We start from the raw sequence: 17,244 nt of genomic DNA on the forward strand, positions 1-17,244 counted from the left end.
AAGGATGAGGCTGAAAAGCCTTTATTACAGGTAATGGCCGAAAGGTAGTTGAGTTCTCAGGCGCTGCGCTAATCAATAGATGAGCTATTTTCCATAGTGGAAGAAGCTCCTCTGGGCTAAAAAAAATCTTGGCTTTAACGTAATCCATATTTAGCGTTTTTTTGTTTTTTACTAGAGCAAATGTACTAAATATGGATTTTTTTTTATTATTACAGGCCCAATAGCATAAAATGTTTTTAACCCCTAGGGTTAACAATATTAGTAAAAGCTAGTATAATGGATATTGTATTTAACAACAGCAAATTTGAAAAAGAGTGCACCAACCAGCGGCTTTTAGAAAAAAACTATGGAAAAGACAGAGCGAAACGTATTCGGAGGAGGCTAGACGATTTACGCGCAGTTAACGTACTTGAAGATATGCGAAATGTTTCGGGACGCTGCCACGAATTGCGGCACGACCGTGCAGGTCAATTATCGCTGGATTTAGATCATCCCTATCGGCTGATATTTGAGCCAGCAAATGAGCCAATTCCAACTAAACCAGACGGTGGAATCGACTGGACTAAAGTTACTGCCGTTAGGATTATCGGCGTGGAGAATACCCATGAGTAATGCTATCCAAAATCAGTACAAACCAGATTACGTTTCCCCCCCAGGCGAGACACTTGAAGAGATTTTAGAAGAAAGAGAAATGACCCAAGCCGAACTGGCGGAACGCATGGGTAGGCCAAAAAAAACCATTAGTGAAATTATTAAAGGTAAAGCAGCGATTACCCCTGAAACTGCATTGCAATTAGAGCGGGTGTTGGGTGTTCCGGCTAGTTTTTGGAACAACCGGGAACGACTTTATCGGGAAGCTTTGGCAAGGGCAGAAGAACAACAGCGTTTGGCATCGCAAGTAGATTGGCTCAAACGAATTCCTGTTAAACCCATGATTGAGTTTGAATGGATTAGGTGCTGTGAAGATAAGGTTGAGCAACTGCGAGAAGTGCTAAATTTTTTCGCCGTCGCCTCCCCTGAACGGTGGGAGGAGGTATGGTGTAATACTTCAGTAGATTTTCGCAAATCTCCAGCTTTTCAAAGTGACCCCGGTGCGGTGGCGGCTTGGCTGCGTCGGGGAGAAGTGGAAGCGGCTGAGATTGACTGTGCTGGCTATGATGCCAACAGATTTAAAGAGACACTGCAACAAGTTCGTGCTTTGACTGTAAAAGCACCGGAGATTTTCCAGCCGGAAGTGGTGCGGTTGTGTGCTGAAGTTGGGGTAGCTGTGGTGTTTGTGCCGCAACTCCCCAAGACACGGATTTGTGGTGCAACGCGCTGGTTAAATCCTAATAAAGCGTTAATTCAACTGAGTTTACGCTACAAAACTGATGACCATCTGTGGTTCTCTTTCTTTCACGAAGCTGGCCATATTCTGTTGCATGGCAAGCGGGATGTGTTCCTAGAGGATAATGCTGCTGAGGATGCCCACAGACAAGACAAGGAACAAGAGGCAAATACATTCGCGGCTAATATACTAATACCCCCCAATGAGTGGCAACGATTCCTTAATTCCAGCCAAAAAAGGAGTAAAGACGGTATCAGGGAGTTTGCTGCCCAAATTGGTATTGCACCGGGGATTGTGGTGGGTAGACTTCAGCATGATGGAGTTTTACCAGTAACCCACTGTAATGAACTGAAGTGCCGATTGGAATGGGCATAAAAAATATTTATGGGAGGTTGACTTATGCCATCTTTAAAAACAGAACAACAGTCCCTACAAACTTTAGCTTGAGAACCTCCCATATCTCTCACTGATTTAATTTTAAAGGTTGGGTGATGTGGGAAGAAAGTGGTTATGAAGATTTTATCTGGTAGTTTTGTACCAATGGTTATGGGGATTCTGTTTATTAGCTTGGTGTCGGTCGGACAAATGGTGTTAACCTGACAAGCAGATTGTAGTTTGCTGCATACTGCCAATTTGGAGGCCGGGGGTGTGCATTTGCCTAGGGAAATGCGGATGAATGCCGGTGGTTATGGGGAGTTTGCCCATGTTTTAGTTGTGTGCCGGTATTTGCCTGGGGTGCCGGTAATCTACATTTTGTCTGTGCCGGCGTCCATAGCCATGAGATAAAACATGGACGAGGGTGACACCGGCACCTCAATATCCACCGGCACGAGAGAATATTCGCCGACACGAGCGAGTTCCACCGGCCCCTCAACATCCTCCGGCTCAGGCAGGCTCACCGACGCCTCGACATCCCCCAGCGCTCACAGATTAACAGACTTTATTACATCTAGGGGTCGGTGGAACTCGCTCAATACTAAACTCGACCATAAGCTCAACTATCGCATAAAGCGCAGTGACAATGCACAGTGGCAAGCGAATCTCCATCTACGAAAGAGCTACCAACATCGAGCTTGCATAAGTGCGCTTCTATAACCACTTTGCTTGGAAACACTAGATATTTAACACTATCGTCAGCACAAAACAAATGGTAGATCGCAGCAACAGCGGATAAATCAAAAAAGTTTTTATAGCTGTTCTAAGTGCGTGCTGAAGGTAGGCTAAAATAGCAAAACTAGAAACAGATATGTAAAAAAACGCCTAGCACTAGATTTTCCAGCGACTCAACAGAGTATCTAAAGCCACAAATTGGGGGCATGGCTCTCTGTCTAGTACCACTTTTCCTTGCAGTTGGTAGCCCATTATCAAGTAAAAAAGATATTTATGGATTTACAAAGGTTTTTCAACTCCTGTAACCCCAGTTCCACCCTTGTACTGAGTAACCCTGAAGACAAACCCTACTATATTGATTTTGCAAGCGTGCGGGGAGGGAAAATCATCGAAGCCCTCAAACGAACAATTACCCGCCTCACCCCTAACCAACCCACCTGTCAACTATTTACTGGACATATAGGTTGCGGTAAATCTACTGAACTATCGCGGCTAAAAACTGAATTAGAAGAAGAAGGGTTTCACACTGTTTACTTTGAATCTACAGAAGATTTAGACGAAACAGATCTCGACGTTACTGACATTATGTTGGCAATTGCTCGTCAGGTTCTCGCCAGCTTACAATCAAGCCAGATTGGATTGAACCCTCAAGGTTTTAAAGCCTTTCTATCATCAATGTGGGAAATCTTGCAAACTCCTGTAGAAGTTTCGGTTGAAGGCCAAATTTTTGGTAATAAAATCAAGGGAAGTACAGAAGGAAATTTAGAGTTTTCTCTTTTGGGAGACCTAGCAAAAATAACTGCTAAAACTAAAGATAGTCCTGATTTGCGGCGCAAACTGCGACAACATTTAGAGCCGCAAACAAATAAAATTTTGCAGTTGCTTAATGATGAAATTTTAAAAGAAGCAACTAATTTGCTTAAACAACGCGGGAAAAAAGGGTTAGTCGTGATTATTGACAACCTAGATCGAGTGGAAAATCGACGAACTGCATCAGGAAAGATGTTACCCGAATATCTGTTTATTGACCGAGGCGAACAGTTGCGTAAACTGAAATGCCATTTAGTTTATACAATCCCCCTTGCACTCATTTTTTCTAATGATGGCGAAACTTTAAAAAATCGTTTAGGCGGAGGTATTAACCCCAAAGTTTTACCAATGGTGCCGGTGCAGTACAGAGATGGTTCTGAACACAGGGAAGGGATGGCATTATTGCGCCAAATGGTGATGGCAAGAGCATTTCCAGAACTTCCAGAAATTGAACGCTTAAAACTTATTACAGAAGTTTTTGATACCCCAGAAACTTTAAACCGACTATGTTGCGCTAGTGGTGGCCACGCAAGGGAGTTGCTAGGGATACTCCACCGCTGCTTGCAAGAAGAAGATCCGCCAATTACAAAAACTGTTCTTGAAACAGCAATTCGAGAAAATCGAGATCGGCTGTCTTTGTCAGTGGATAATCAAGAATGGGAATTGATTTTTCAAGTAGCAAGAGACCAGCAAGTAAGAGGAGATGGAGAATATCAAGCTTTGTTACGAAGTTTGTTTGTCTTTGAATATTGTGATAACAAAGGAAAGTGGTTTGGCATTAACCCACTTTTAGCAGAAACAGAGAAATTTAAACTTTGGCAGCAGCAAAACAGTTAAAACGATGACTGAATTAAACAACCAAAATCTATCAACAGAGAACCAGCGATCGCTCAAAACTTTAGGGCGAACGCTCACAATGAGTCAAGGAAACTTTTCTTTGATTTTTATACGCTGTAACTACTCTAGTTTGAGAGAAAAAGTACGGAACCTCCTAGAGCAACAGTTGGCAATAAAAGTGAAAGATATTTTTTTACCGACATCTACCAAAAGCCTTTATGACTCCCTCGTAAATGCTATTCAGGAGGACTCACCACAAGCACTCATCGTTTTTGGCTTAGAAGCAGTTGTTTCCCTAAATGACGTGCTGACTGCGGCAAACCGTTCTCGTGATCGCTTCCGGCGTGATTTTCCATTTCCAGTGGTGATCTGGGTAACGGATGGGGTGCTATCCAAACTTGGGCGTTTGGCGAATGATCTCAACACTTGGGCCGGCCCACCTATTCACTTTGAAGTTTCACCTGAAGACTTGCGGGAGTTCTTGTTACAAAAAGCTGAACAAGCGTTCAATGGTGAAACAAATTTTAAATTAGCTGGGTGTGAAATTGAGGCAATTGAAAAAGATTTACCACTGTTAGGCGAACACTTAGATCCAGAATTACAAGCTTGTTGGGAAATTATTCGCGGCACAATTGAGTTTCAAAATAAGCACATTGATGCAGCCCTCAAACACTATCAAAAAAGCTTGACAGTTTGGCAGCAAAACGGTCAACTTGAATGCCAAGGAATTGTCTGCATGAAAATAGGGATGGCTTACAACCTTAAAGCAGAACTGCACCGAGCAGAAAATGAATCTTACTGGCAACAAGCGCGGGCCGTTTTTTACCAAGCCCTTGATTGTTTTAAACAGGCGAACCAAGAGAACCGAATAGCTGAATGTATAAGCCAATTGGGGGAAATTCTGCAAGAGTTAAAGGCTTGGGAAGAATTGCAAGCTTTGGCGGAAACAGGTTTAAAAGTTCATTTGAAGATGGGGTTTCTTAATTTATTAGCTCAAGATTACGCTTTTTTAGCGCAAGCGGCAGTACATAAAGGCGAATGGCAACAAGTCCATGATCTTGTGACATTCGGATTGGCTGTTTTAGAAAAAGCCGCAGCACCAACTGATGAAAAAATCTTACATTTATTATTGCTAGGGAAATCACAATGGAATCTAGGTCAAAAAGCAGAAGCATTCAGAACTTTAGAACAGGCTAAACAAATTCGCCCTCAAAAAAATTCTCTACATATTTACATTCAAATTTTGGAAGAGTTGCAAACTTTATACAAAGAAAGCCACGAATATCTAAAAGCTTTTGAACTCAAACTAGAACAACAAGAACTTGAAACGAAGTATAGATTGCGGGCATTTATTGGGGCGGCGCGCTTGCAACCACCGGCCCCTGAAACGCTAAATCTTGACTTAGACAACCGTGAACAAATCGCTGGTGCTGTTGAGGAAATTGTCGCAGCATCGGGGCGTCAGCAAGATGTGAATCGCTTAATTGAACGCATCGGCAGACCCGACTGCAAGCTTACGGTGCTGCACGGTCAGTCAGGAGTTGGTAAAAGTTCCATCGTCCAAGCAGCGCTTGTTCCAGCGCTCAAGTTGACTTCTTTTGATGGCTGGGATGCAATGCCTGTGTTGGTGCAGGTCTACGCTAATTGGGTGCAAGAATTTGGCTATAAGTTAGCACAGGGGCTACTGGAAGCAAAAGCTGTAGTTGTAACACCTCAGTTAGACACTCCCGCAGCGATTATTCAAAGGCTTCGTGAAAATGAAAATTGCCGGTTAGTAACGGTCTTAATTTTTGACCAATTTGAGGAATTTTTCTTTGTTTACAAAGATCCCGAAGTCAGGCAAGAATTTTATCTATTTTTGAGCCAAGTTATTGACATTCCTTATATCAAAATTATCCTATCTCTTCGGGAAGACTACTTGCATTACTTATTAGAAGCGAACCGTAGTGCAACCCTTGAAATTATTGACCGAGATATTCTTAATAAAAATATTCTTTATTACTTAGGCAACTTTTCCCGATCTGATGCTAAAACTATTATTGTTAGTTTGACGGAACGAGCTCAATTTTATCTTCAGCCTGAATTAATAGATGCGTTAATTGAAGAATTAGCAAGCGAATTAGGAGAAGTGCGGCCCATAGAATTACAGGTTGTAGGATCTCAATTGCAAGCGGAGAAGATTACAACTCTAGCCCAATATCAGAAAAGCGGGCCAAAAAAAGCAATTGTTGAGCGTTTTTTACAAGCAGCCGTCCTCGATTGTGGCCCTGAAAATCAAGATGTTGCTAAATTAATTTTGTACTTACTAACAGACGAAAACAATACCCGCCCTCAAAAAACTTCCGATGTTTTGGAATTAGAGGTTAAAGTAAAAGCATCTACTTTAGATTTAGTGCTAGAAATATTAGTGAAGTCCGGGTTAGTTTTAAGACTACCTTCGACTCCAGCAGATCGCTACCAATTAGTTCACGATTATTTAGTTTCTTTTATTCGTAATTCCCAATTTAATCCCTTTATTGCTGAATTAGAGAAAGAAAGAGAACAGCGTAAACTGACACAAGAAAAGTTAATTGAAGTACAAAAACAGCAATTAAAAGCTGCACGTCGGGCAACCGCTACGTTGGTAGGGCTATTAGTGATTGTTGGTACTGTTGCGACTATAGCTACCTTAGTGGGAATCAATACTTACCTAGCAAGCTTAAGTTTATCTTCAAAAAATAATGCAGGCTTGGAGCGATTAATATCAGCTATTAAGCTTGGTAAGGAGTTGAAAAAACTGCCAATAGGAGTTATTAAGGAGACTAAAGTATTAGCTTTAAGTGAATTAAACCAAGCCGTTGCCAATGAACAAGAGCTAAATCGTTTAGAAGGGCATAACGGGGCTATTACGAAAGTTGTTTTTAGCCATGATGGAAAAATGATAGCAACTGCCAGCAAAGATAAAACAGCTATAATTTGGGGTATAGATGGCCGAGAAATTTCTAAATTAGAAGGACATAGAGGAACCATTACCAGCATTGCTTTTAGTAAGGATGGTAAAACAGTAGTTACCGGCAGCAAGGATAAAAGAGTAAGGATTTGGATTTTAAAAGGGGAAAAATTTGTTTTTTTTAAAGAGTTAAAGCTTCATAAAGCAAGTATCACAAGCGTAGATATTAGCCCGGATGGGCAAACAATTGCCTCAGCTAGTGAACATAGAGAGGTAAAATTGTGGACTCGTACAGGTAAACTTATAAAACCTCTTACTCATCCTGAAATAGTAGCAGTTGTCCGTTTTAGCCCAGATAGTAAAATGATTGCGGCTGCCGGTAAAAATGAGATAGTAAAGCTTTGGAATATTAAAGGCGAAGAAATAGATAGTAAGATTAATAACTATGGTACTCTTAACATGGATTTTAAAGATGATGGTCAATCTCTTATTTTTGGGAATAAGGATGGAACGTATAAATTATATCAACTTAATGGAAACCTATTCAAGAGCGCTGGCTCATTGTGCGGAATCCGTAGAAATGTTTCTAGCATAGCTTCACCTCCTAATAATCGTCATTTCTTTTCTATTGAGAGAATGCCAGGAAATGCTGGTGGAAAAGAGGTAAATTTTAATGCTATAATTGACGGTCAATGTGGAGAGTATAGAGAAAACAAAATTGCTCATAGTGATAGTATTACAGACATTAGTTTAAGCCCAGACAGTAAAATATTAGCAACAGCTAGTAAGGATCAGACCGTCAAACTTTGGGATCTTACCAAGCAGAAAATTTCTTATTATTATGAAGAGGAATTATCATTATATAAAAAAGCACTCTTCAGTCCCAACGGTCAACTAATAGCAACCAGCAAAGGAGATAATACAGTCTCACTCTGGCATCGTGATGGTACTTTTATTAGAACTATCGAGGGAAATTCGTCAGTTTTGAGTTTTAGCCCAGATCATCAGTCTATTATTACAGCTAGTCCTGATGATATTATAAAGCTAGGGACTTATGAAGGGAAAGAGATTACTTGGAAAGATAAAATTGGTAGCATTACAAGTATCAAACTCAGTCCTAACGGTCAATTTATTGCCACTGTCGGAATCGACAACACGGTTAAACTATGGAAGCGAAACGGAACTTTAATTAAAAATTTAACTCAGTATGGACTAAATAAGACTCCTATAGTTACTTTTAGCCCAGATAGTCAGAAAATTGTTACTTTTGGGGAGGGCAAGACATTGAAACTTTGGAATAAGAAGGGCGAATTTATAAAAAGTTTGTTCGGGCATTCTCAATCAGTAGAAAAAGTAGTGTTTAGCCCAGACAGCCAATTAATTGCTACAATTGGGGATGATAATATATTAAAACTTTGGAATAGCGATGGAACACTAATTAAGATGTTAGAAGGTCATCCCGACCCCATTAAATATGCTAATTTTAGTAAAGATAGCGAAATACTTGTTTCTATTTCAGCAGCATTTGGTAACAGTCAAATTCGACTTTGGAGAAGTAATGGTACACTTCTGCTGAGCAATCCTATTGATGAATATGGCTTGTTTCAAGTTTACGTCAGTCCTGGCGGTAATTTTATTGCTTCTACTCACTATGGTGGTGCAATAAAGCTTTGGGATTATAAAGGAAATTTTATTAATAGTCTTACGGGTCATAAAGATACAGTCAAAAACTTGAGTTTTAGTGCTAACGGTCAAACAATTGTTAGTGGTAGTGATGACGGTACAGTGAGATTGTGGAAACGCGACTTGAAAACAGGTCAATTTGAAAAAAATTCCTACCGAACTTTACGCGAACACACGGCTGGAGTCACCAGTGTTAGTATTAGCCCTGACGGTCAAATAATTGCTTCGGCTAGTTCTGATAAAAATGTCTTACTTTGGGATAAGGAAGGCAAACTAATAAATGATAAGCTAGGTCGCTTGCTTGACAATATAGAAAAGGTAAGTTTTAGCCCTGATGGGAAATTTATTATTGCTTTTGGCAGGTCTTATAGGAAGCACCACAGAAATACTTATTCTATAAAAATTTGGACGAGGGATGGTAAAGAAATTAAAACTATTAAAGGTCATCATAATGGTACAAACAGTTTTGATATTAGTAGTGATACAAATACAATTACTTATGTCAGCAAAGACGATTCTTTGAAGCTTTGGAATATTAGTGATGGAATGCTGCTGGCCACTTTAAAAGGCCATGAGGATTGGATAAACAGTGTTTCTTTTAGCCCAAATGGTCAGAATATTGCCTCTGCTAGTGATGATAAAAAAATAAGATTATGGGATAGCAAGGGAGAGGTTATAAAAATTTTAGAAGAGCATAAAGATAAGGTTAATAGAGTTAGTTTTAATCCCAAATCTTCAAAGCAACTGGCTTCAGCAAGCAGCGATAAAAGTGTAAGAGTTTGGAACGATGCTGGACAAGAAGTAAAACCTATATCGCCACATAAAGTCAATGATAGTGTCGATCAAGTAATATTTAGCCCCGATGGAGGAAGAATTTATTTTGCTAGTGCTGGCAATATTAATTTTTGGGACATTAAGCAGAGTAAGTCAGTAAAGACTCCACTAACCTATGAATCCAATAATAACTATAACAGCTTGAACTTTAGTCCTGATGGTAGTGTCCTTGCTTTGGCAGGTTCTCCTATCAGCTTATATTTCCCTAATGCCTTTTGGTCTAAAGATATTGCTCACTTTACCCCTAACTCTGAATCAAGTAATGTAAGTTTTAGTCCGGATGGAAAAGCTATCGCTGATATCAAAAACGATAAAGGGTATGCTTGGAATTTTTTAGATTTAGATGAAGCCCTACAGCGAGCCTGTAGTATAGCAAGAGATTATTTAGCAAATAACTCCAAAGTAGAAAAAAGGGATAAAAATCTTTGTGATGACGTGAGAGTATTACAGCCAGAGCACCAAGCAAACAAAAAGCTGAAAAATTCATAGGCTTTCTTACATCCAGATAGGCCAGTGAATCGCGGGGGGGTTTGTAGTTGGCTCTTGAGTTGGTGAATTTGGCTCTCCTAAAGTGTCCTGAAGACCTTCCAATTTGCAATGATTTTGACTGACGGTTCTACAAATGCGTGAAACTCCATCAACTCCACTAACATCCCAATATTCACCCGCTGATCTACGCTTACTTGAGTAGCCGACCATTCATTTCTGCTATGGGAGAGCAGGGATGCCGTTGAAGTCTGTGATGTCGGGGAGGTTGGTGACACCGAAGGTTGTGTGTAAAGTTTTGAATAGTGATTAAATATTAAATGGCTGAATGAATTACTTCATGGATCTGCTGTCATTCTTGGGGGAAACTTTATAGTTAGTCGCGTTTGGCCGGCAAATCACAGATAAGCTCTCCAATAAGGGAGTGTTTAACATATTTTTGGTAAGCTAATGATTGCTTGAGGTTTAGTACCCAACCGGCTTTTCTCCAGCCAATAGTCGATATCCAGTTGCTTATCCAAAATCTTTGGCTGTTCGGTAATTTCTGCGGTGGCGTAAACTCCGCTTTGGGGCCGGTGTGTCAAATAAATTAACCAACTAAGGCATTTCCAGCAGTATCCCATGAATAATCGCACGCACGGTTTCAGAAGAGAGGGGCGGGATGGCAACATTCTCCTTGACTTTACCTCTATACTTACTTAACCTCAGTTCGGGATAACCTGAAACCCTTATTCTGCCATCCACTATTCTGGTACTCCGGCAACGTAGTTGAGGCGTTTCAGCCATTTTGGAAGACTCCAGTGGTCTTAACCAAAAGTGACGTTAGAATAGGCTTTCCAGTACCTTGTAGAGTGTATTTCCAAGTATTTTCCAGCCTCAAAGCTTAGTTTCACAGCAAGCTTCGCCCTACTTTTAGATTTTCTTGACAAATAGTCTCCTGCTAAATATACTTATTTTAAGTATATTTAATCACTATACTCTAAAACAACTTATTGATAGAAAAAATGAAAATATGTCTAAAGAAATTAATGATATAAAATCTCGGTTAAATAGTCAGAGTGAGCAAGAAAGGCTGGCGGCTTTATCAGAAACTCTAAAATATGGCCAAGAAGGTTTGAGCTTATTCATTGAACACTCTCTCAAAGATTCATCTGAAAGAATCAAACAATCAGCATACTGGATTTTGCAGGGAGATACTTCTAATTTAACGCAAGCTTTCCAAAAAAATTCAAAAATTAGGTCTACAGATACAATTACTTGCTTAGCCATAAGTGCTGATAATAGTATTCTTGTTGGCGGGAGTTGGCAAAAAATTTGGATATGGAATTTAAAAACAGGAGAAGTCCTTCATCATTTAGAAGGCCACACTCATTGGGTTTTAGATGTTGCCATTACCCCTAATCAACAAACTTTAGTTAGCGCAAGTGCAGATACTACACTAAAAATATGGGATTTAGAAACAGGTAAGCTTATTAATACACTAAATGGACATTCTAGCTGGGTCAACGCTGTTTGTATAACCCAAGACGGCAAAAAAATTGTTAGCGGGAGTGCTGATAAAACTATTAAAATATGGGATTTAAAGTTACAAAAGGGGGAAGCAGAAACTCTTAAATCTCCCCAAGACCTAGGCCATGTCTTAAGCTTATGTATTAGCCCGGATAATAAGGTGATAGCTAGTGGTAGCACTAATAACAAGATCGTTTTGTGGGATTTAGAACAACGTAAATTTATTTGTAGCGTTGAAGGACATAGGGATTGGATTAACGAAGTTAAATTTCTTTCAGACCGTACAACTTTAATGAGTGGGAGCAGAGATGGCGTTCTAAAACATTGGAGGTTAAGTTATAAACGCTCCTCAAATGATATTAATTTTATTAAAATTTTATTAGGTTTACTAGACATAGTTGCCACTGCTTTAACTATCTATACTTTATCAATAGCATGGTTTATATCTCTTTTATTTTGGCTCGTTAGATTTATTGGGGGCGCGGCTGTTATTTCTTCTAATGAAAATAGAGATACTCCTTCTAATATTCAAATATTGGAAGATATTAAAAGTTATAAAGATAACCAACGAATCCACACTCTGCTTTTTAATGGTAATAAAAATATATTAGTCGTCGGTTATCCCCACAGTATTGAGTTATTGGATTTTATAACTCCTCATAGAATTATATATATTCTACCAGAGCAATCTAGCTTGATTACTTCCGTTGTTGTTAATAATAGTGGAAAAAATATTATTTTTGCTGGCAAAGATTGGGTGACTTTGTTAGATTGGGAAAAAAGGAATATGCCTTATGCTATTAAAGGATGCTCATATCCAAGATTAAGTAAGATTATTATTCCGGAAGTTTATTCAACAATCTTTTGTGGGGAATCTAAAAAATTTACTGTAGAAGGTTTAGATCAAAATAATAAAAAAATAAACATTGAAAGTAAAGATATTATCTGGCAAGCAGGTGGAGGTCAAATTCAAGATGGTTTATTCAATGCTGGCCAAGAAGCCGGAAATTTTAATATTGAAGTAAAAGTAGGCTTTTTGAAAAACTCCATACCCATTACTCTTATTGAACCACTTCAGCTAAAACAACTTATTTTCACCTCATTGCCAAGCAAATTAGAGTTTGGAGAAAGTTGGCACTTTGAAGTAAAGGGCTTAGATCAATATGGAAACGATTTCGCTCTACCAAATATTTTATGGTGGGTAAGCAGTGGAAGAATTGACAATCAGGGCAACTTTTGTGCAGGGTATCAAGAAGAAGAGGTTATTGTTACAGCAAGTGTAGGTTTATTTCATATTAAAGAACTAATAAAAATTGTTGAAACTTCTCGTTTAACAGCAATACAGATTGCACCACCATTAGTAACTTTACAACCAGGGCAAAAGCAACAGTTTTGTATAAAGGCTTTTAATCAGCGATATGAACAGATTACTGCTCCCAGTATAAAATGGAGTGCTATAAACAACAGAATTGATAAAAATGGTATTTTTTCTTCTCAAAAATGCGATAAAGGCAGGTTTCAAGTAAGTGCAACAGTAGAAAGCTTAACAGTCAAAGCACAAGTTATTATTCCCTGTGTTGTAGAAAAAATCAAAATAAATTGTCAACCAGAAATACTTAGACCCGAAGAAGAGGTTAAATTTACCGTAACGGCATGGGATCAAGCAGATGATATTGTAGAAGTAAAAAATGTTGAATGGACGGCTACAGAAGGTGGGTCAATTAATAACCAGGGTGTTTTTAAAAGCCATTACACAAAAGGAGAAGTTGTTGTAACTGCCAAAGTTGGAAACATTAGCGATACAGCTAATATCTTCATTATCCCTATAGTGGCAAAATTAAAAATTGAGCCGAACTTTTGTAAAATAAAACCAGGAGAAAAGTTTAACTTTACTTTAAAGGGATGGGATCAAGCAGGTGATCCCATAAAAATCAAAAAAATTCAATGGTCAACCACAGAAGGCGGCTCAATTAGCAGCGAAGGCGTTTTTCAAGGGAGTTGCACAAAGCAACAAGTTACGGTGACTGCACAGGTTGGGGATATTACAGCTACAGCTAATGTTAGACTTATTCCTATACTCAGAAGATTGGAAATTTATCCAAAAATTTGTCAGCTTCAAACCCGCATAAAGGAACAAGGCTGTGAGGAACAATTTTATGTAATAGGCTTTGATTACTCTGGGGAAAAGATCGATTTAAATGAAGCTTATTTGGTAGCAAAAGAAAGCGGTTCACTAGAGGGCGAATTTTACCAAGGTGAGTTATTTTGGGAAACAACCGGAGGCAAGATAGATCAAGATGGGAAATTAATTATTGAGCCAAACTACAAAGGTAATATCCAAGTAACTGCAAGGGTAGAATATTTAACTGCAATAGCAGAAGTGAGCATTCCTGCCGTCCTACACAAAATAGAAATAAGTAATAAGGCACTAATACTTAAACCAGAAGAAGAGTTTCAATTTACTGTAAGGGGATGGGATCAAGCAGGTGATGTTATAGGAATAAAGAATGTTGAATGGACAACTACAAAGGGTGGTTCCATTAACAGCCAGGGTATTTTTAGAGGCGGTTACGCAAAGCGACAAGTTATTGTAACTGTACAGGTTGGAAATATTAGCGATACAGCTAATGTTACCATTATCCCTGTATTGAGAAAACTAGAAGTTTGGCCAACCTTTGTTTATCTAAGAGCTAATGAGCAGCAAAAATTTGTAGTAAAAGGCTTTGATCAATTCGGGAAAGAAATTGAGCCAGGACGTATTCATTGGGAAACGACTAAAGGGAAAATTTCACAAGATGGGACGTTAAGTGTTGCTTATAGTGAACAAGGTTATCTTCAAGTAACTGCAACATCTGTTTTTACTCAAAAGCATAGCCAGAAGGTAAGAACGCTATTTTTATATACGGCCCTTGTTAGTAGATTAATCTCTTGGTTTATTTCTTATGAAACTCTAATTGATGATTTAGTTGGGATTGTTAGTTCAGCCGAGAGTGAAGAACAATTTGACAATGTAGAAATCCAGCAATCACTTATAGACATAAATGTACAAACAATCGAGCTACAAACTATAGAACAGATTAGCGATTTTATACAACCTGAAGAAAGGCTAGTAGTAGAAATTATTAGAGAAACCAGTAATCTTATAGAAACCGAAGAAAACCTAGTCGTAGAAACCAGTAATCTTGTACAACCTGAAGAAGCATTAAATTTAGAAACCATTGAAGAGGCAGCTAATTTCATACAACCTGAAGAAGCCCTAAATTTAGAAAACGTTGAAGAAGCAGCTAATTTTATACAAGATCAAGAAAGGCTAGTCGTAGAAACAAGTAATGTCATACAATCGGGAGAGGGACTAAATTTAGTAGTTATTGAAACGACAACTAATATTATAGATCCTGTAGAAGAATTGGGAATAAATTCATTAGATTTTTATACGGCTTTAGAAGGATGGTTAGTTCAAAAAATACGAAAACTGATAGCTCATTGTTTTCTATCTGTTAGTCGTTTATTTCTCAATGAAGCAATGTCTAACTTGAGTGCTTATGCGGATGTCTTTGTTTTAGCGGTTGAGTATAATCCTTATAAATATTTTGAATGTCTTAAAGTTCTCTCTGATCATTCAAACTTTGTTAGTTCTTTAGTTATTACACCAGATGGACAAAAGCTTATTAGCGGTAGCTGGGACAGCAGTATCAAAATCTGGAATTTAAGTACAGGCCAGGTACTTGATACGTTAGAGGCTCATACAAACGATGTAGAGTGTCTTGCTATTGCTCCAAATGGACAGACGCTTGTTAGTGGTGGTTGGGATGAAACCATTAACATTTGGGATTTAAACACTAGCCAGTTGCTATGCTCTTTAGGCTGTCCGCAGAAAGTGACCGTAGTAGCCATTACTCCTGATGGACAAAAACTTGTAACTGGAGAAACGCATAATCTTATTAAAGTTTGGGATTTAAAAAATCAAACAATTTTAAAGGAGGTGAGAAATTCTTTAGATACTTATAATCACCCTTGTTGGTGGCATAAGTATATTGTTATTACCCCCAATGGTAAAAAAATAATTTCTGCTGTAGAGAGTATAATTATTTATGATTTAGAAACGGGAGAAATAGTTAACAACTTAAGGCCGAAGATAAAAACGGTTTATTCGTTAGCTATAACAGCAGATGGGACAAAGCTCATTAGTGGCCATAATAAAGAAATTAAAATTTGGGATTTAAATGCAAAATCTCCAAAAATTTTATTGACTTTGAAAAGTTTGGCGCGGAAAGTTTGGGATTTAGTAGTTATGCCAGATGAGCGGATATTTATATCCTGTGGGATTTTAGCGGAAAATGACTTAGAAAATGACTTAGAAAATGACTTAGAAAATGACTTAGAAGAAAGCGATCCTATTTCTATAATTGAATTCTGGGATTTAAATACGGGAGAAAAAATTCATTGCATAGAAGATTATGATGATAATGTAATTTATCGTCTTGCCATAAGCCCCGATGGGAAACAAATTATTACTGGCTATAAAGGAGGACTCATAAAAATTTGGGGGATACCAGAATTAAACTAACGCTGGTAAAAACTATCCAAGCTTTAATAGTATTGAGTTTTGATTTTCTTTATCCATCGGCCATCCTGCTTTCACCGGCCATCCTGCTTTCACCGGCCCCTCCACATTCCCCCCATGCAGGCAGGCTCACCGGCCCTTCAACATCCCCCGGTGCAGGCAAGTTCAACGGCCTCTTTCGGTTCGTAAGCCTAGGGAGTTCCACCGCACCGGCCCCCGGCAGATCCACCAGCATCTCAAAATTTACCGGCCCCTCAAAATTCACCTGCATCACCGTATCAACCGGCATCTCAATATCCCCCGACGTCCATTACGCTTTCCGTAGAAGCCGGTGTCTCCATATCCGCCCTCCCTATTAGATCCAGCGATGCCGGTGAATGGGACGGGGGTTTTTATGGACTCTTCTTTGTGTATTTTTTCAGGGCCGGCCTAAAATGACCATATAAGTTTATATTTCCGAGTGTGACACCGGCCTCTTTACGTTCAAGAGCTTCTCTACGTTCACCGGCAACATAAGCTTCTGTGCTGTTTGGGGTAATTATAAATAAGTTGCAGACCCTAGTTGGCAAGGGGGCCGTTTAAATTTCAGATTTGACACAATGGGTAAGCGAATCTTAGGAATCTCGGCTTCTTTGGCAATCCTTAAAACTTTTTGTCAAGGCAAAGTATCAGGCCGGTTTAGTAATTATTTGAAATAATGCAGCCTAATCTTGTAAAAAAGTTACCTTTACCGGACATCTGTACTTGTGGAAACAGGAAATTTAATCTTTTTATGCTGATTTATCTATGGAAATGTAATAACACTATCAATAACTAAAACATCAAGATTTGAGGGGTATTTTATCGCCCTGAAGTGGTTGCATTTAATAGAGCTAATGTAACCTTTTTTGCCGGTTCTTTTCCACAATAAAAACCCTTATATTTTTACTACTATTGATTCTAATGAAACCCCTAGTCCTTTTTGCTTTTTTCTCACCCTGTCAAATCCAAGAGTTTTACAAGTTATGATAAACTTGGTTTATATTTTCAGGAACTTAAGGAGGTTATACTATGGATTCAGAACGTCGTAAACTCGAATTAGGATTAGAGGTATCATTAAAGTTTGCTTTTGAACAATGGTGCGAACTATTGAAGAAGGATATCGATAAACAGATA

At 38.8% G+C, this 17,244-nt stretch carries 10 protein-coding genes; 7 read left to right on the forward strand and 3 right to left on the reverse strand.

All coding sequences use genetic code 11. From position 1 onward, the window contains the following. The first annotated feature begins 276 nt into the window (after positions 1-276). The 6 genes from NG798_RS24315 (at position 277) to NG798_RS24340 (ending at position 10,019) form a co-directional block, all read left to right on the forward strand. The gene (locus tag NG798_RS24315; protein WP_261226305.1) at positions 277-612 is read left to right on the forward strand and encodes a hypothetical protein; all 336 of its coding nucleotides are present in this window, start codon (positions 277-279) and stop codon (positions 610-612) included. Continuing rightward, positions 605-1,702, forward strand: coding sequence for a HigA family addiction module antitoxin (locus NG798_RS24320; RefSeq protein WP_261226306.1), 1,098 nt, complete (start codon positions 605-607; stop codon positions 1,700-1,702). The genes NG798_RS24315 and NG798_RS24320 overlap by 8 nt, the downstream gene beginning before the upstream one ends. A gap of 240 nt (positions 1,703-1,942) precedes the next feature. After that, on the forward strand, positions 1,943-2,113 hold the full coding sequence (locus NG798_RS24325) for a hypothetical protein (protein ID WP_261226307.1): 171 nt from the start codon (positions 1,943-1,945) through the stop codon (positions 2,111-2,113). A 3-nt stretch (positions 2,114-2,116) separates the two neighbouring features. Continuing rightward, positions 2,117-2,422, forward strand: a complete 306-nt coding sequence (locus NG798_RS24330) for a hypothetical protein (protein WP_261226308.1) — start codon at positions 2,117-2,119, stop codon at positions 2,420-2,422. 282 nt (positions 2,423-2,704) lie between these two features. After that, positions 2,705-4,084 carry an ATP-binding protein gene (locus tag NG798_RS24335; protein ID WP_261226314.1) on the forward strand — a complete coding sequence of 460 codons (1,380 nt, stop codon included), beginning with the start codon at positions 2,705-2,707 and terminating at the stop codon, positions 4,082-4,084. Between the two features lie 4 nt (positions 4,085-4,088). After that, the gene (locus NG798_RS24340) at positions 4,089-10,019 is read left to right on the forward strand and encodes a hypothetical protein (protein WP_261226309.1); all 5,931 of its coding nucleotides are present in this window, start codon (positions 4,089-4,091) and stop codon (positions 10,017-10,019) included. A 77-nt stretch (positions 10,020-10,096) separates the two neighbouring features. Here the strand turns inward: NG798_RS24340 and NG798_RS24345 are convergent, their stop codons facing one another. Continuing rightward, positions 10,097-10,294, reverse strand: a complete 198-nt coding sequence (locus NG798_RS24345; RefSeq protein ID WP_261226310.1) for a hypothetical protein — start codon at positions 10,292-10,294, stop codon at positions 10,097-10,099. A gap of 150 nt (positions 10,295-10,444) precedes the next feature. Continuing rightward, positions 10,445-10,639, reverse strand: a complete 195-nt coding sequence (locus NG798_RS24350; protein ID WP_261226311.1) for a hypothetical protein — start codon at positions 10,637-10,639, stop codon at positions 10,445-10,447. A 299-nt stretch (positions 10,640-10,938) separates the two neighbouring features. Between NG798_RS24350 and NG798_RS24355 the strand changes: the two genes are divergently transcribed. Continuing rightward, positions 10,939-16,092 carry a WD40 repeat domain-containing protein gene (locus NG798_RS24355; RefSeq protein ID WP_261226312.1) on the forward strand — a complete coding sequence of 1,718 codons (5,154 nt, stop codon included), beginning with the start codon at positions 10,939-10,941 and terminating at the stop codon, positions 16,090-16,092. 49 nt (positions 16,093-16,141) lie between these two features. Here NG798_RS24355 and NG798_RS24360 read toward each other — a convergent pair whose 3' ends face one another. Further along, positions 16,142-16,378, reverse strand: coding sequence for a hypothetical protein (locus NG798_RS24360; RefSeq protein WP_261226313.1), 237 nt, complete (start codon positions 16,376-16,378; stop codon positions 16,142-16,144). Positions 16,379-17,244 lie beyond the last annotated feature (866 nt).

Origin of the sequence: Ancylothrix sp. D3o (assembly GCF_025370775.1) — a bacterium.
In the GTDB taxonomy this organism is placed as follows: Bacteria; Cyanobacteriota; Cyanobacteriia; order Cyanobacteriales; family Oscillatoriaceae; genus Ancylothrix.